This is a genomic window from Pseudomonas mendocina (assembly GCF_003008615.1).
GTDB lineage: Bacteria > Pseudomonadota > Gammaproteobacteria > Pseudomonadales > Pseudomonadaceae > Aquipseudomonas > Aquipseudomonas mendocina_C.
Genome location: NZ_CP027657.1, coordinates 5,507,785 through 5,523,655 on the forward strand (window position 1 = coordinate 5,507,785; position 15,871 = coordinate 5,523,655).

18 protein-coding genes are annotated in these 15,871 nt (G+C 65.1%); 6 read left to right on the top strand and 12 right to left on the bottom strand.

Features of this window, described 5'->3' with window-relative positions:
* Nucleotides 1-8: 8 nt before the first annotated feature.
* The 8 genes from C7A17_RS25575 to C7A17_RS25610 all read right to left on the bottom strand — a co-directional run bounded on the left by C7A17_RS25575 (nucleotide 9) and on the right by C7A17_RS25610 (nucleotide 7,473).
* Nucleotides 9-278, bottom strand: coding sequence for a DUF971 domain-containing protein (locus C7A17_RS25575; protein ID WP_106742142.1), 270 nt, complete (start codon nucleotides 276-278; stop codon nucleotides 9-11).
* The gene (locus C7A17_RS25580) at nucleotides 275-1,258 is read right to left on the bottom strand and encodes a HEAT repeat domain-containing protein (protein WP_106742144.1); all 984 of its coding nucleotides are present in this window, start codon (nucleotides 1,256-1,258) and stop codon (nucleotides 275-277) included. The genes C7A17_RS25575 and C7A17_RS25580 overlap by 4 nt, the downstream gene beginning before the upstream one ends.
* Nucleotides 1,255-2,112: an ABC transporter ATP-binding protein gene (locus C7A17_RS25585; protein ID WP_106742147.1), complete on the bottom strand. Its 858-nt coding sequence runs from the start codon at nucleotides 2,110-2,112 to the stop codon at nucleotides 1,255-1,257. The genes C7A17_RS25580 and C7A17_RS25585 overlap by 4 nt, the downstream gene beginning before the upstream one ends.
* A complete protein-coding gene (locus C7A17_RS25590) occupies nucleotides 2,109-2,891 on the bottom strand; it encodes an ABC transporter permease (RefSeq protein WP_106742149.1) in 783 nt (260 codons plus the stop codon). The genes C7A17_RS25585 and C7A17_RS25590 overlap by 4 nt, the downstream gene beginning before the upstream one ends.
* Nucleotides 2,892-3,023: 132 nt before the next feature.
* Nucleotides 3,024-4,430 (bottom strand): ABC transporter substrate-binding protein, encoded by a 1,407-nt coding sequence (locus C7A17_RS25595; RefSeq protein ID WP_106742152.1) that lies wholly within the window; start codon nucleotides 4,428-4,430, stop codon nucleotides 3,024-3,026.
* Between the two features lie 237 nt (nucleotides 4,431-4,667).
* Entirely contained in the window at nucleotides 4,668-4,913 is a 246-nt protein-coding gene (locus tag C7A17_RS25600; RefSeq protein ID WP_106742154.1) for a 4Fe-4S dicluster domain-containing protein, read from the bottom strand.
* A gap of 86 nt (nucleotides 4,914-4,999) precedes the next feature.
* Entirely contained in the window at nucleotides 5,000-6,727 is a 1,728-nt protein-coding gene (locus C7A17_RS25605; RefSeq protein ID WP_106742157.1) for a fumarate reductase/succinate dehydrogenase flavoprotein subunit, read from the bottom strand.
* Nucleotides 6,724-7,473, bottom strand: coding sequence for a GntR family transcriptional regulator (locus C7A17_RS25610; RefSeq protein WP_106742159.1), 750 nt, complete (start codon nucleotides 7,471-7,473; stop codon nucleotides 6,724-6,726). The genes C7A17_RS25605 and C7A17_RS25610 overlap by 4 nt, the downstream gene beginning before the upstream one ends.
* A 494-nt stretch (nucleotides 7,474-7,967) precedes the next feature.
* On the opposite strand from C7A17_RS25610, the gene msuE reads away from it, so the two are divergent.
* The 6 genes from msuE to C7A17_RS25640 all read left to right on the top strand — a co-directional run bounded on the left by msuE (nucleotide 7,968) and on the right by C7A17_RS25640 (nucleotide 13,754).
* The gene (gene msuE, locus C7A17_RS25615; RefSeq protein ID WP_106742162.1) at nucleotides 7,968-8,531 is read left to right on the top strand and encodes an FMN reductase; all 564 of its coding nucleotides are present in this window, start codon (nucleotides 7,968-7,970) and stop codon (nucleotides 8,529-8,531) included.
* A 59-nt stretch (nucleotides 8,532-8,590) separates the two neighbouring features.
* Entirely contained in the window at nucleotides 8,591-9,778 is a 1,188-nt protein-coding gene (locus C7A17_RS25620; RefSeq protein WP_106742165.1) for an acyl-CoA dehydrogenase family protein, read from the top strand.
* Nucleotides 9,779-9,786: 8 nt separating this feature from the next.
* Nucleotides 9,787-10,890: a sigma-54 interaction domain-containing protein gene (locus C7A17_RS25625; RefSeq protein WP_106742168.1), complete on the top strand. Its 1,104-nt coding sequence runs from the start codon at nucleotides 9,787-9,789 to the stop codon at nucleotides 10,888-10,890.
* A gap of 76 nt (nucleotides 10,891-10,966) precedes the next feature.
* Nucleotides 10,967-12,097, top strand: a complete 1,131-nt coding sequence (ssuD, locus tag C7A17_RS25630) for an FMNH2-dependent alkanesulfonate monooxygenase (RefSeq protein WP_106742171.1) — start codon at nucleotides 10,967-10,969, stop codon at nucleotides 12,095-12,097.
* The gene (locus C7A17_RS25635) at nucleotides 12,094-12,942 is read left to right on the top strand and encodes an amidohydrolase family protein (protein WP_106742174.1); all 849 of its coding nucleotides are present in this window, start codon (nucleotides 12,094-12,096) and stop codon (nucleotides 12,940-12,942) included. The genes ssuD and C7A17_RS25635 overlap by 4 nt, the downstream gene beginning before the upstream one ends.
* A 68-nt stretch (nucleotides 12,943-13,010) precedes the next feature.
* Nucleotides 13,011-13,754: a sulfite exporter TauE/SafE family protein gene (locus tag C7A17_RS25640; RefSeq protein WP_106742177.1), complete on the top strand. Its 744-nt coding sequence runs from the start codon at nucleotides 13,011-13,013 to the stop codon at nucleotides 13,752-13,754.
* Here C7A17_RS25640 and C7A17_RS25645 read toward each other — a convergent pair whose 3' ends face one another.
* The 4 genes from C7A17_RS25645 to pnuC are packed head-to-tail and all read right to left on the bottom strand — an operon-like array spanning nucleotide 13,755 to nucleotide 15,865.
* Nucleotides 13,755-14,369, bottom strand: coding sequence for an HAD family hydrolase (locus C7A17_RS25645; protein ID WP_106742179.1), 615 nt, complete (start codon nucleotides 14,367-14,369; stop codon nucleotides 13,755-13,757).
* Nucleotides 14,356-15,150 carry a UTRA domain-containing protein gene (locus C7A17_RS25650; protein ID WP_106742182.1) on the bottom strand — a complete coding sequence of 265 codons (795 nt, stop codon included), beginning with the start codon at nucleotides 15,148-15,150 and terminating at the stop codon, nucleotides 14,356-14,358. Before C7A17_RS25650 ends, C7A17_RS25645 begins: the two co-directional genes overlap by 14 nt.
* On the bottom strand, nucleotides 15,150-15,275 hold the full coding sequence (locus C7A17_RS27230; RefSeq protein ID WP_267895734.1) for a hypothetical protein: 126 nt from the start codon (nucleotides 15,273-15,275) through the stop codon (nucleotides 15,150-15,152). The genes C7A17_RS25650 and C7A17_RS27230 overlap by 1 nt, the downstream gene beginning before the upstream one ends.
* On the bottom strand, nucleotides 15,272-15,865 hold the full coding sequence (pnuC, locus tag C7A17_RS25655; RefSeq protein ID WP_106742184.1) for a nicotinamide riboside transporter PnuC: 594 nt from the start codon (nucleotides 15,863-15,865) through the stop codon (nucleotides 15,272-15,274). The genes C7A17_RS27230 and pnuC overlap by 4 nt, the downstream gene beginning before the upstream one ends.
* Between the last annotated feature and the right edge of the window lie 6 nt (nucleotides 15,866-15,871).

Genomic DNA, 15,871 nt, shown 5'->3' on the forward strand with positions numbered 1-15,871 from the left:
CATCCGGGCTACAGTCCGCGCAGGTAGTCCCAGGGGTAGATACCGCGGTCGTGGCCGTCGCTGAAGATCAGTTGCACGCCATATCCCTGAGCGTTGATGGCCTGCACGCGGATGTCGATTGGTGCCAGATCGATACGCCCGTGCAGGCGCGCCGCGCGGCACTGCGAGCAGGGGCAGGCCGCGCGCAAACGCGCGTGGGCAAGCTCGCTGCGGCTGCCGTCCGGCCAGTCCAGCAGAAGCTGCCCAGCGGCGCTGCGCAGGGAGGTTGGCGCTATCACCGGTCTGTACCCTGTAACTGCGCGAGGGCGATACGCACGGCCTTGCGCACTTCCGGGTCGCCGTCGTTTTCCGCAGCCTGCAGAGCCGGTACCGCGCTTTTGTCGGCCAGCTCGCCCAGGGCCAGGGCCGCCTCCTTGCGCAGGTTGCTGATGCTGTGGCCGAGCAATTCCACCAGTGCCGGCAAGGCAGCGGCATGGCGCAACTTGCCCAGCGCTCGGGCGGCGCGCAGGCGTACCTGCCAGTAGCCATCGCCAAGAGCCTCGATCAGCGCTGCACCGGCTTCGTTCAGGCCGACCTTGCCAAGGGTGGTGGCGGCCTCCTCGCGCACCTGCCACTCACGGTCGTGCAGGGCTGCGCGTAGTGCGGGCAGGACGCTGGCATCACGGGCCAGGCCCAAGGCACCGGTAGCCGCTCGGCGCACTTCGGTATCGGCGTCGTCACTGGCCAGGCGCGCCAGGGCCGGCAGCGCCTCATGCTGCTTGAGCCAGCCGAGAATGCCGACCGCCTCGCGACGGACGAAGGCGTCGCTGTCGTCCAGCGCCTCGAGCGCCTGCGGTGCGGCGTCGGCCAGGCGCAACTCGCGCAACGCACGCAGGGCGCTGGCGCGAACGAAGGCATCGGCATGCCTGGCCCAGGGCAGGATCACCCGCCCGGCTTCGGCGCTTTTCAGCTCGCTCAGGCTCTGCGCGGCGGCGCTGCGTACACGCTCATCGGCATCGGCCAGCGCGGCGCACAAGGCTGCAACCACCTCGGGCTCCTCCCAGGCCTCGAGCAGGCGCGCCGCCTCGGCGCGTACAGCAGCGTCGGCATCCTCACGCAAGGCGCGGGCAAGCCAGGGCAAGGCGTCCGGATCTTCCAGATCGGCCAGGTCGATCAGTGCGATACGGCGGATGCCGGCATCGTCAGCGGCCAGACGCGGCAGCAGGTCGAGAATGTCGGGGTTTTCGGTGGTCAGGTCAGCAAGGTTAAGGTCGGTCATAGGGCGATTCGCAATGTCGGATGATCGGTGGTCGGCAGGCCCAGCGGCGTCAGGCGCGGCAGTTCACGGCCGTCCTCATGGCGCAGCAGCTCCAGGCAGTGGCGCTTGAGGTGGGTGAAGCCGGGGCTGGTGAGCAGGCTGGCATTGCGCGGGCGTGGGAATTCCAGGCGCAGGTCTTCGATGAAGCGGCCGGGACGCGGGCTCATCACCAGGATGCGGTCGGCGAGAAACAGCGCCTCGTCGATATCATGGGTAACGAACACCACGGTGGTGCGGATGCGCGTCCAGATATCCAGCAGCAGTTCCTGCATGCGTGCACGAGTCTGCGCATCCAGGGCGCCGAAGGGTTCATCCATCAGCAGCAGGCGCGGCCGGTTGATCAGAACGCGGGCGATCTCGGCGCGTTGCTGCATGCCGCCAGACAGTTGATTGGGCCAGCGCTGGGCGAAATCCTGCAGGCCGACCAGGCGCAGCATCTCCAGCGCCTGCTCGCGCCTTTGCATCTTGCCGATGCCCTGCATCTTCAGGCCGAAAGCGACGTTGTCCAGCACGCTGCGCCAGGGCAACAGGGTGTGGTGCTGGAAGACCATGCCGCGCTGCGGCGATGGCCCTGCTACGGCATTGCCATCGACCAGCAGGCTGCCGCCGCTGAGCTGCAGGTGCCCGGCCAGGGCGCCGAGCAACGTCGACTTGCCGCAGCCGGAAGGCCCGAGAATGCAGACGAACTCGCCGGGTTCGATGGCGAAGTCCAGACGTTGCACCGCCTCGAAGGCCTCGCGACCCTGACCAAGGCGAATGGACAGTTGTCGGCCATCGATACGCCCCGGCGTTGGAGCCTGTTGGTAGACACTCATGTGCGCTTGCCTCCGCTCTGGTACCAGGGTGTGGCGAAGGCGCCGAGGCGCCGCACCAGCGTGCTGCTGACCATGCCAAGCACGCCGATCAGCAGCATGCCGACGACGATGTCCGGGTAGTTCTGCAGGGTGTAGGACTCCCAGGTGTAGTAGCCGATGCCGAACTGGCCGGAGATCATCTCGGCGGTAACCAGGCAGAACCAGGAGGTGCCCATGCCGATGGCCAGGCCGGTAACGATGCTCGGCGCGGCGCCGGGCAGCACCACTTCGCGCAGGATGGCCAGCCGCCCTGCCCCGAGGCTGCGCGCCGAGGCCACCAAGCGCGGGTCGACACCTTCGACGCCATGCACGGTGTTAAGCAGGATGGGAAACAGCGCGCCGGTGAAGGTGATGAAGATCATCGACGCCTCGGACGACGGGAACATCAGGATCGCCAGGGGAATCCAGGCCACGGCGGGAATCGGCCGCAGCACTTCCAGTGGCGGCAACAGGCTGTCTTCGGCCCACTTCGAGCGGCCGATGGCCAGGCCCAGCAGCACGCCTGCAACGGCGGCAGCCAGATAACCGGTGAACACCCGCCCCAGGCTGCTGCCGAGGTGGTCGGCGAGCTTGCTCGATTGCAACAGGTGCCAGGCGGCATCCAGTACAGCGGCCGGGGTCGGCACGTAGGTGAAAGCGATCAGCCCCAGATCCAGGCGCTGGTTGGCGGCCACCTGCCAGAACAGCAGGCAGGCGGCCAGCGAGGCCAGGCGCAGGGGCCAGCGATAGAGCGAGGTCATGGCAATCTCCGTAGCCCGGATGAAATCCGGGAAGAACCGTGCTGCGTTGTCCCGGATTTCATCCGGGCTACGTCAGGCCCTCTGCCAGCGCCCTTTCGCAGGATCGGAAGGCGGTGGACAGAGGGCCAGGTCTTAGCGGCTGGCCACCAGCTTCTGGTTGACGCCGACGAAGTCCAGCGCTTCGCCGCCGTTGGCCTGGGCGTAGGACTGGGCTTGTTCCTTGAGCAGGAAGGCGCTCAGCTCACCCTTGCCGTTGCGCACGAACCAGGCCTGGTTGGCCAACAGCTTGAGCCCGCTGTCGGCGGCGTGAGCGTAGATGGCGCGGATGTCCTTGCCCTCTTCTTCCAGCGCAGCCAGGGCCTGGAGCGCGGCCTCCGGCGAGGCGTAGCTGCGTACCTTGTCTTCGCCACGTACCCAGATCTGCGCAACGCGCTTGAAGTCGGTGATCGGCTTGCCGGTGACGGCATCGTTGGCCTTCAGGGCGACCGGCGCGTAGTTGGCCAATGCCTTGTCGTAGTCCACGCCGGACGCGGCAAAGGCCTGACGCACATAGCGGTCGTCGATGAAGGTATTCAGGTCGAGATCGCGGTTGGTGCGTTTGAGCGTCTTGAGGGTTTCCAGCGCGCCAGCAACGGCCTTGCGGTACTCCGGCTTCCAGGTCAGGTCACGGGTCTGCAGGCCCAACGGGCCATGGAACAGGTAGTTCACCTCGGCTTCGATGCCGGTGACCTTCTCGATCAGCAGGCTGTACTTCTCGGGATCGCTGGCCAGCAGTTGGTTGGCTTCGATACCGGCACGCAGATAGGCGACCACCACTTCCGGGTACTTCTCGGCGTACTCGGCGTTGACCAGACCACCGTGGAAGGTCGGCGCCTGGGTCTGCGAGCCATCGAAGATCTTGCGGGCGAAGCCGCGGTTGGGGAACAGGTCGGCGAAGGGCACGAAGTCGGCATGGGCATCGATACGGTTGCTGCGCAGCGCCGAACCGGCGATTTCCGGAGCCTGGGCGATGATCCGCACGTCCTTTTCCGGATCCCAGCCCTGGGCCTGGATCGCACGCAGCAGGACGCCATGGGCCGTGGAGGCGAAAGGCACGGAAATGGTCTTGCCTTTCAGGTCGGCCAGCGACTGCACTGGCGAGGCAGCTGGCACCACGATGCCATTGCCGCTGCCCTTGATGCTGCCGGATAGCACGTTGATCAGTAGGCTGCGTTTACCGGCTTCCTCATGCGCGACGCCATTGAAGGCGGCGGGGAATTCAGCCATGGCGCCGAAATCCAGCTTGCCGGCAACCATCTCGTTGGTCAGCGGTGCGCCACTGGTGAAGTTCTTCCATTCGACGACGTATTTGGCGTCCTTGTACTTGCCGTCCTTCGGCAGGTACTTGTCGAGCAGGCCCAACTCGCGGATGAGCAGGCCGCCAGCGGCGCAGTTGATGGTGGTGTCCTGGGTGCCGATGGCGACCCGGATGGTTTCGGCCGACGCCTGGATGGCGGCGAGTGCCAGCGCAAGGCCGGCCAGGGTGCTACGCAAGAGCATGGGTGTTCTCCCCTCGAATCATTGAGTGTTGGAATCGTCTCCGCCAGCAGGTGGGCCGGTGGGAAACGAGGGGTGTTGCATCAGGCGTCCGGTGGTTGGCCGGATGGCGGGTTTTGCTTGTCGTAGCCCGGATGAAATCCGGGACCGGTGGATCAAGGTGGCCAGAGCATTCCCGGATTGCATCCGGGCTACGCGCAGGGGCCGTGATATTTCCTAGGGTGCGCCGCGCGCACCGGCTCAACGCAGCAGGTAAGGAATCTCCACCTTCACCGCACCGGTCGGGCAGTCCTTCTCGCAGGGCATGCAGTACCAGCATTCGTCGAAGGCCATGTAGGCCTTCTGCGTGGCCGGGTTGATCGCCAGCAGATCCATCGGGCACACCTCGACGCAGACGGTGCAGCCCTTGTCGGCGATGCACTTGTCTTCATCGACGATCACCGGTGCGCTGCTGCGAAAGAAGATTTCCTGGGGTTGATAGGCCATGTCACGTTATCCATGTAGGGTGGGCTTCAGCCCACCAGGCTGTTCGGTGGGCTGAAGCGGATCACCGCCCGGCCCACCCTACGAAGTCACGCCGCCGCCTCGGTCTTCACCCGCAGTCGGTCGTAGGCGCTCTGCTCATCCGCCGCCAGGTCGATCAGGTAAGGCTCGACCGGTTTCTTGAAGCTGGTCATCTCGCCCTGCTCGTTCTTCTTCAGATGGGCATGGCAGAACCACTCGGCGTCATTGCGCTGCGGGTGGTCGACGCGGTGGTGGTACAGCCCCCAGCGGCTCTCGGTACGGAACAACGAAGCGCGCGCGGCCATCTCGGCGCAGTCGCGAATCACGCTGACCTCCAGCGCACGCATCAGCTCGTGCGGGTTGTTGGCCTTGAGCTGATCCAGGTCGCGCTCGATCTCGGCGAAGCGGGTCAGGCCGATCTCCATCTTCTTGGTCACCTTGGGTGGCTGCAGGTAGTCGTTGACCATGCGCCGCAGCTTGTACTCCACCTGCGCCGGCGGCAGGCCATGCTCACGCTTGAGCGGGGCATACACCCGCGCCCGCTCGCGCTCGACCTGCGCAGCATCCACCGGGGTGAAGTCGCGCCCGGCGATGTAGGCGGCGGCGTTGCTACCGGCGAACCAGCCGTAGGTGAAGGCGCCGAGCATGTAGTTGTGCGGCACCGCGGCCATATCGCCAGCGGCGTACAACCCCTTGACCGAGGTCTCGGCCTTCTCGTTGACCCATACGCCCGAGGCGCTGTGACCGGAGCAGAAACCGATCTCGGAGATATGCATCTCGACCATGCCGGTGCGGTAGTCGGTGCCGCGCCCGGCATGGAACTGGCCGCGACTCGGCCGCTCGTTGCTGTGCAGGATTTCTTCGATGGTCTGGATGGTTTCCTCGGCCAGGTGGTCGAGTTTGAGGAACACCGGGCCATTCCCGCCTTCGAGTTCCTGGTGGAACTCCCACATCATCTGCCCGCTCCAGTAGTCGCACTCGATGAAGCGCTCCCCTTTGTTATTCGCGGTGTAGCCGCCCAGCGGGCCGGTGACGTAGGCGCAGGCCGGGCCGTTGTAGTCCTTGATCAACGGGTTGATCTGGAAGCATTCGAGGTTCGCCAGCTCAGCCCCAGCGTGATAGGCCATGGCATAGCCGTCGCCGGCATTGGTCGGGTTCTCGTACGTACCCATCAGGTAGCCCGAGGCCGGCAGGCCCAGGCGCCCGGCGGCGCCGCAGGCGAGGATCACCGCCTTGGCGCGGATCACATGGAAGTCCGCCGTGCGGCAGTCGAAGCCCATCACACCGTTGACCGCACCGTCGGCGTCGGTCAGCAGACGGGTGGCGATGACGCGGTTGGTGATCTCCACCCGCGCCCGCTTGAGCTGGCGGTACAGTACCTTCTTGATGTCGTGCCCTTCCGGCATCGGCAGCACGTAGGCGCCCATGTGGTGCACCTTCTTCACCGCGTAGTCGCCGGTCTCGTCCTTCTCGAACTTCACGCCCCAGCGGTCGAGCTGCTCGATGGTCTCGAAACTCTTGCTGGCATAGGCGTAGACCGCCGCCTGATTGACGATGCCGTCGTTGGCGATGGTGATTTCCTTGGTGTACTGCTCCGGCGTGGCATGACCGGGAATCACCGCGTTGTTGAGGCCATCCATGCCCATGCTGATGGCACCGCTGCGCTTGACGTTGGCCTTGTCCAGCAGCAACACGCGCAAGTCGCGGTTGGCCTCCTTGGCCTTGATCGCCGCCATCGGCCCGGCGGTACCGCCGCCGATCACCACCAGATCATATTCGCGTTCGAGGGTGTTCATGCCGGGCGCTCCTTGTTGCGGTCGATGCGCAGGCGGTACTGGAAGGCATCGCCACGGTAGTAGAGGTATTCGAAGTCCAGCGGCGTGCCGTCGGCGCCGTGGGTCAGGCGCTCGATACGCATGATCGGCGCGCCCTCCTCCACGTCCAGCGCGTGGGTCAGGTCGTCCTCGGCGAGTACCGCGTCGATGGCCAGGTCGGCATGGCCGAGGGCGATACCGCAGTCGTTCTCGATGATCAGGAAGATGTCGCGCGCCACCAGGTCGGCCTTCTCCAGCTTCTCGCCGATGGCACGGGGCACGTAGGTGACTTCCAGCGAGACCGGCTCGCGATTGACCAGGCGCACACGCTTGATCTCGGTCACCGGCGCGCCCTCCTCCAGTTGCAGGCGCTCGGCCACACGGGCGCTGGCCGGCAGATGCTTGAGGCTGGTGAGGCGGTTGAGCACCTCGTAGCCCATCTGCGACATGGACTCGGCCAGGCCCTGCAGGGTGCTGACGTTCTGGAACGCCTTGGGCTTGGCGACGAAGGTGCCCTTGCCGTGGATCTTGAAGATCAGCCCTTCCTTCTGCAGGTCGCCGAGGGCCTGGCGCACGGTGATACGGCTGACGTCGAACGCCTTGCCCAGCTCGCTTTCCGAGGGCATGCGGCTGTGCGGCGGGTAGGTGCCATCGAGGATGCGCGTGCGCAGCAATTCCTTGAGCTGGCTGTACAGCGGTACGGGTGAAAGCGGTAGCAGTTGGGCCATGTTCCGTCTCGTCATTTCCACTTGTCATAACAAGTTGTAGCAAGACGATAGCGAGCATAAGCATGAAGGTGGAAATACTTTTATTGCATAAGGTTATGGCGCCAGGAGCAGGTTCGGATTGCCGGTATACGACTGCACCTCTTATCTCTAAAAATAATATAAATATTTATTTATATTATTTTTAGAGATAACTCTTAACCGTTATAAGACGAGGGATCAAGGCCGTAGCAACCCGTACCGCCAATGCTCGAAGACTCGGAAATGCTGATGCCTGAACCAGTACCTGCCTCCGCTCACACCCTACGAACTGTTGCCACAGCAACAGCAGGACAACTGTTGATCCAGCAACAGCGATTCAACAATTCGTCTGGCACATCAACAGCACCGAGCCCTCTGATTGCCGGCCAGGCCAGTGTTTCCGGGGTGCGTGCTGCTGGTATGGCGATTGCTCCAGGTGCCTCACCTCGAGCCACAGCCCTACAGGAATATCTCGGATGAGCACTCCCCTTAAAGTCGTCGCCGTTTCCGGTGGCACCTCCCGTCCCTCGCGCACTCTGGCACTGACCGAAGCCATCGTCAGTGAAGTCGGCAAGCATCTGGTCATCGACACCCACCTGATCGAACTGGGCAACATCGCCCGTCCGCTCGGCGGTGCGCTGTGGCGCAAGGAGCTGCCGGAAACCGTCGAACACGAACTGCGCCAGATCGAGTCAGCCGATCTGCTGGTGGTCGCCGCGCCGGTCTATCGTGGCACCTATCCGGGGCTGTTCAAGCACCTGTTCGACCTGATCGGCCAGGATGCGCTGATCGACACCCCGGTGCTGCTCGCCGCCACCGGTGGCAGTGAACGCCATGCGCTGGTGCTCGATCACCAGTTGCGCCCGCTGTTCAGTTTCTTCCAGTCGCTGACCCTGCCCATCGGCGTGTACGCCAGCGAGTCCGACTTCGCCGACTACCGCGTCGCCAGCAATGCCCTGCAGGCGCGTATCGAACTGGCTGCCGAGCGCGCCGCCGCTCTGCTGCGTGGCCAGGCGCATGCCCTGCGCAAGATCGCCTGAGGAGTTCGCATGAGCCAGCACCCCATTTGCCTGGAAGGCCAATCAGCGAGGGATATCGCGTGAGAACCAATCAACAACCCACCGTGCTCAGCCCCTTGCAGACCGCTCGCCGGCTGGCTGCGGATTTCGCCGAGACCGCCGTCGAACGCGACGAGGCCGGCGGCACCCCCAAGCAGCAGCGCGATGCGATCCGTCAGAGCGGCCTGTTGTCGCTGAGCATCCCGACCCAGTTCGGCGGCCTTGGCGCCAGCTGGAGCGAAACCCTGGGCGTGGTGCGCGAGTTCGCCAAGGTCGACAGCTCCATTGCCCACGTCTTCGGCTTCCAGCACCTGATGCTGGCCACCGTGCGCCTGTTCTCCCGCCCCGATCAGTGGCAGCCCTGGTTCGAGCAGACCGCGCGCAAGAACTGGTTCTGGGGCAATGCACTCAATCCGCTGGATACCCGCACCGTGGTCAAGACCTTCGATGGCTGGCGTGAGTTTTCCGGCAAAAAGAGCTTCTGTTCCGGCGCCAGCGACTCGGAAATGCTGATTGCCTCTGCGGTCGACGAAAGCGCCGGCGGCAAACTGCTGATCGCCGCCATTCCCAGCGGCCGCACCGGCATCACCCTGCACGGCGACTGGAACAACATGGGCCAGCGCCAGACCGACAGTGGCAGCGCCACCTTCGAGCGCGTGCGCGTGGAAGAGAACGAACTGCTGCTCGACCCCGGCCCGCTGAGCACGCCCTTCGCCTGCCTGCGCCCGCTGATCGCCCAACTGCACTTCGCCCATATCTTCCTCGGCATCGCCGAAGGCGCCCTGGAGGAGGCCCGTCAGTACACCCTCAAGGAAGGCCGGCCCTGGTTTCGCTCCAAGGCTCAGCACGTCAGCGAAGACCCTTATGTGCTGCGCCATTACGGCGAGTTCTGGGTCGGCCTGGAAGGCGTGCGCCTGCTGGTTGAACGCGCCGCCGCGCAACTCGACGACGCCTGGCACAAGGAACACGCCCTCGGTGCCGAGGAGCGCGCGCAACTGGCGCTGTCCATCGCCACGGCCAAGGTGGCGGCTGCCCGCACCGGCCTGGATATCTGCAACCGTCTGTTCGAGGTGACCGGCGCTCGCGCCACCCACGCCTCGCTACGCCTCGACCGCTACTGGCGCAACCTGCGTACCCAGAGCCTGCACGACCCGGTGGACTACAAGCTCCACGAACTGGGTGAGTGGGCACTGAACCAGACGCGCCCTACACCCTCTTTCTACTCATAGGGATGCCCATGCAACTGCTGACCCTTCCTCCCTCGCCGACACTGGCTACCTCGATCCGGGCGACCGCACAGGTCTTCGAAGACCCTAGATCGCAGGCGCTTCTCGCCCACTTGCAACAGGTCGCACCCAGCGAGGCCAGCGTCCTGATCATCGGCGAAACCGGCACGGGCAAGGAGCTGGTCGCGCGTCACATACACAATCTCAGCGGCCGCCGCGACGGCCCCTTCGTCGCCGTCAACTGCGGTGCCTTCTCCGAGTCGTTGGTGGAGGCGGAACTGTTCGGCCATGAGAAAGGCGCCTTCACCGGTGCCCTGGCAGCCAAGGCCGGCTGGTTCGAAGAAGCCAACGGCGGCACGCTGTTCCTCGACGAGATCGGCGACCTGCCCATGGCCATCCAGGTCAAGCTGCTGCGCGTATTGCAGGAGCGCGAGGTGGTGCGCCTGGGCTCGCGCAAGAGCATCCCGATCAACGTGCGCGTGGTCGCCGCCACCAACGTACAGTTGGACAAGGCCATCGGCGCCGGTAACTTCCGCGAGGATCTGTACTACCGCCTCAACGTCGTCAGCCTGCAGCTCTACCCGCTGCGTGAGCGCCCTGGCGACATCCTGCCGCTGACCCGGCACTTCATCAAAACCTACTGCAGCCGCCTGGGCTACGGCGAAGTGCGCCTGTCCACCGAGGCCGAGCGCAAACTGGTGAGCTACGACTGGCCGGGCAACATCCGCGAGCTGGAGAACGTCATCCACCACACCCTGCTGGTGTGCCGCAACGGCCTGGTGCAGGACGACGATCTGCGCCTGTCGCACATGCGCATCGAGCGCCAGGATCAGCCACAGGTCGCCGCCCTCGAAAGCGCCGACGAGCAGTTGCTGCGCGCCTTTCACCGTCTGTTCGAAGAACAGGCCGGCGGCCTGCACGAAAAGGTCGAGGACAGCCTGCTGCGTGCCGCCTACCGCTTCTGCCACTGCAACCAGGTGCACACCGCCAGCCTGCTGGGCCTGAGCCGCAACGTCACCCGCGCACGGCTGATCGCCATCGGCGAACTGGTGGTCAACCGGCGCAGGCCGGACACCCCCACACGGCCCAATCGGGCGGTACAGCTATCGATATAAGAGGCCGGCACGCACGCGCGCCATCGGCTCACTACCTACCTTGCGTTGCCCCAACCACAGCAACGAGGAAAACATCATGAGTCTCGACATCTTCTGGTTCCTGCCCACCTCCGGCGACACCCGCTACCTCGGTCACTCCGGCAGTGGTCGCCCGGCCACCAACGCCTACATGCGGCAGATCGCCGTGGCCGCCGACCAGCTCGGCTACGATGGCTTGCTGATCCCCACCGGCGCCAGTTGCCTCGATCCCTGGGTCACCGCTGCCAGCCTGGTGCCGGTCACCCAGCGCATCAAGCTGCTGGTGGCGCTGCGCACCTCCCTGGGCAACCCCACCGCTTCGGCCCGCCAGGCCGCCAGCCTGGATCAGGCCAGCGGCGGTCGCCTGCTGCTCAACGTGGTGCCCGGCGGCGATGCCACCGAACTGGAAGCCGACGGCGTATTCCTCGCCCACGACGAGCGCTACGAAGCATCCGATGAATTCCTCAGCATCTGGCGCCGCCTGCTACAGGGCGAGAAGGTCGACTTCGACGGCAAGCACCTCAAGGTGCGCGGCGCGCAGAACTTCTTCGAGCCGGTGCAGAAACCCTATCCGCCACTGTACTTCGGCGGCTCCTCCCCTGCCGCCCACGAACTGGCGGCCAAGCACGTCGACGCCTACCTGACCTGGGGCGAACCACCGGCCGCCGTGGCCGAGAAGATCGCCGATGTTCGCGCTCGCGCCGCCAAGCATGGTCGCAGCGTACGCTTCGGCGTGCGCCTGCACGTGATCGTGCGCGAAACCAACGAGAAGGCCTGGGCCGCCGCCGACGAGCTGATCAGTCATCTGGACGACGCCACCATCGCCGCTGCCCAGGCCAACTACGCCAAGATGGACTCAGAAGGCCAACGGCGCATGGCCGCGCTGCACGGTGGCGACCGCAACAAACTGGAAGTCGCACCCAACCTCTGGGCCGGTGTCGGCCTGGTGCGCGGCGGCGCTGGCACCGCGCTCGTGGGAGACCCGGAAACGGTCGCTGCACGCCTGCTGGAATACGCGGATCTGGGCGTCGACAGCTTCGTGCTGTCCGGCTACCCGCACCTGGAAGAAGCCTACCGCTTCGCCGAACTGGTGTTCCCGCTGCTGCCCGGCAAGGGCAAGGTCACCGTCGAAGGCGCGTTCACCGGTGGTGCGTTCGACGTGCGTGCCGGCCAGGAGAAAGTCGCATGAAGGTCATCGACCTGCGCTGCCGCCCGGCCTACCTGCACCCCTTCTTCGGTGGCGTACCCGGCTCGCCTGAACATGACGTCGCCCGCTGGCTCAATCGCCGCGTCGGCACCCGAGGGGCGGACAACCACTTCGAGCGCTCGCTGACGCCCGAAGGCTTTCTCGCCGAAGTACGCGAGGCTGGCCTGCACAAGGCCGTGGTGGTTGGCCGGCACACGCCGAGCCAGCACCTGCCCAACGATACGATCCACGGCATCGTCCATGGCCACGACGAACTGCTCGGTATCGCCGCCGTGGAGCCGGCATTGCAGGGTATCGAAGGCGCACTGAAGGAAATCGACCGCGCCATCGACGTGCTCGGCCTGGCCGGCATCGACCTGGAACCCGGCTTCGGCGACCCGGCGCGGCACCCGGACGATGCGCTGTACTGGCCGATCTACGAGCATCTGCAGAAGCGCGGCATACCGCTGTTTCTGATGAGCGGCCCGACCACGCCGGATCCGAGCTACAACGACCCCGCGCGCCTGGCCGCCGTCGCCCGTGCGTTTCCAACGCTCAAGATCGTGGTCTACCACGGCTACTGGCCCAACGTGCAGCAGGCCATTGGCGTGGCCTTCCGCTACGAGAACATCCACCTGGTGCCGGACATGTACCTGTTCCTGCCCGGCAGCGAAGGCTACGTGCAAGCCGCCAATGGCTTCCTCGCCGAACAGTTGCTGTTCGGCTCGTCCTACACCTTCCGCCCGATCCGCCAGAGCATCGAGGATGCCCAGCGCCTGGGGCTCAAGGACGAGGTGGTGGAGAAGTTCTTCAGTGGCAATGCCGAGCGCTTGTTCGGGTTCGCTTGAGAAAGTGGGCGTTGGCGGGCAAGGAATTATCCGCAGCACCGCCAGCGCCTGGGTAAACTGCCGAGCCTATGACCGACCCTCCCACACTGCTGACCTGCCTGCTGTTTCTCGCCATCGCCCTGCTCTATGCCTGCGCGGGCCAGGCAGGTGCCTCCGGTTACATCGCGGTCATGGCCCTGTTGGGCTATGCACCCGAGAGCATCAAACCCACGGCACTTATCCTCAACACCCTGGTTTCCCTGGTGGTGAGCTGGCGCTTCGTCAAGGACAAGCACTTCGACTGGCCGCTATTCTGGCCCTTCGCACTTGGCGCCCTGCCCCTGGCGTTGCTTGGCGGCTACCTGACCCTGCCGCAACAGTGGTTCGAATATCTACTGGGCATGCTTCTGCTGATCGCGGGCGGCCTGTCTTTTCTGCGCAAGCCCAGCACCGAAATCCAGCCGCAACCGCCGCGCCGGAGCGTTGCCTATGCCTGGGGCGCGCTGATCGGCCTGATGTCTGGCCTGACTGGCGTAGGCGGTGGCGTACTGATTACGCCACTACTGCTGTTCTTCAACTGGTCGGGGGTGCGAACCGCAGCGTCTGTCTCTGCACTGTTTATCCTGCTCAACTCAGTCGTCGCCCTGATTGGCCACTGGAGTGCGACTTCCTTTTACCTGCCCGAGGGCATTGGCGTGCTCGCCGTGATGGCGGTTGCCGGCGGCCTGCTCGGCGCCCGCCTGAGTAGCCGGGTGCTCACGCCCAGCCAGATCCGACTGGTGCTGGGCGTGATACTGATCGTGGCCGGCCTCAAGTTGATTGCTTTCGCATGATCAACCGTGATCCATATCTGACGCCACGCTAAGCACGTGCGCAACATCGACCACCGTCATCCCCGCTCGCCTGCCCGCCTCGATACCTTGCGGACTGTCCTCGAACACCAGGCATCGCGGGGCTGGTAGCGCCAGGCACCTGGCCGCTTGCAGGAAGAGCTCGGGCCGGGGTTTGGCGACGCCGACATCGTCGAAGGTCACCACGCCATCGAATAGGTCGTGCAGACCCAATCTACGCAGGGAGGCCAGGACGATCTGCCGCGAGCCGCCGGAAGCCACCGCCAGCGGCTTGCTGCCGTAGAACCGGCGCACGATGGCGGTGACCGGGGTCAGTTCGCGCAGCTGATCCAGGCCCTCCAGATAGGCTTGCCGCATTCGCCGGACGACGTTCTGGCGATCCACCGTCACCCCGTACTCACGTTCGAAGGCATCGATCAGCACGTTCTCGGACAGGCCGCTGCGCTGCGCGTGCCAGTGTCTGTCGAGGTCGATGCCCGGTGACGCAAAGCCCTCCACCCAGGCCTGCCGGTACAGTTCGACATTGTCCAGCAGGGTGCCGTCGCAATCGAAGACAATGCCCTCGGCCTCGGCCAGCAGCGCCTCAAGTGCCAACATCCAACCCATCCTCCTGGTACTGGGTTGCCACCACGACAGCCAACGCATCGGGCCGCCAGAACTCCTGGTCGAACTCGACCGCCTGCCCCTGCTCGCCATAGCAAAGCCGCTCGATGCAAAAACTGCTGGAAGCGGACGAGTACTGCAGCAGCTCGGCCTGCTGCTCATCCAGCGGTTCCGGGCGCATCAACAACTCGCAGCGCGATTGCACGCGGCCGAAACGCTCGCGCAGCTGACTGGTGAGGGATCCATCGAGATCCGCCGACAACAGTTGCGGGCACCAGCTGGCCCGCAAATAGTTGCGTTCCAGCAGTACCGGTCGCTGATCGACCCAACGCCGGCGCAGCAGGTAGAACACCGGCTCCTCCGGATGATCCAGGCCCATGCGCTTGGCCAGCCAGGCGCCGGCCGAACGCAGCTCGGCATGCAGGCATTCGGTGCGCGGTACGCGCCCCTGGGCGCGGACATAGTCCATAAAACCGGTGATGCGCGTGGGGTCGTAACGAATCCGTGGCGGACTGACATACCAGCCACGGCGGTTCTGTCGGTAGATCAGGCCATCGGTCTCCAGCAGTTGCAGGGCCTGGCGCAGGGTGACCCGGGTACAGCCGAAACGCTCGGCCATCTCCCGCTCGGGCGGCAACTGGCTTTCGCCAGGCAGGACGCCCTGGGCCAGGTCGCTGACCAGCTGATCGCGGATGCGCAGATAGTGCGGCTGGATGGCACGCACCTGAATGGGCGGCTGGTTCTCGCAGATGAAACCTGTGGGCGACGCGCTCATCACGGGTGCCCCCTCAGGTTCATGCGGTGCGCCTGGCTGTGCGGATGCCGCCACAGCCCGGCAGCCGTGTGGCTGACCGTGTTCTGGCGCAGACCGTTGAGGCGAATGCGCTTGGGTAGGCTCATAAGGCTGGCTCCGCAACGGCCTGGCTGCCTTCCTGGGCGAGCAGATCCTTGCGCCAGGCATGCAAGCCATAGCAGGCGAGGATCACGAAGCCCGCGTACAAGGCCGCCGTGAGCTGCAGGTCTTTGTAGGTGAACAGGCCGACATAGGCGATATCCAGCACGATCCACAGCCACCAGCTGGCGACGTACTTGCGCGCCGCCCAGATGCTCGCCAGCAGGCTGAAGGCCGTCAGCAGTGCATCCAGCCAGGGCACCGAAGCATCGGTGTAATGGTGCATCACGGCACCGAGCAGCAGCGCGACCAGCCCTGCGACGAGCGCGCCGAGCAACGCCTCGTGGCGTGGCAGGCGCCCGACGCGAACCTTGCCAGCCTCGCTGCGGCCGGTGCTCCAGCGCCACCAGCCATAGCCTTGCAGCACGGCGAAAATCAGTTGCAGGAGCATGTCCGAATACAGCTTCACGCCAAAGAAAATCCAGGCGTACAACAGTACGGCGACGACGCTGACCGGCCAGCACCAGCGGATGCGCTGGGCGGTCAGCCAGACGCCGAGGATATTGATCAGCACGGCGATGATTTCCAGTGACGACATCAGTGT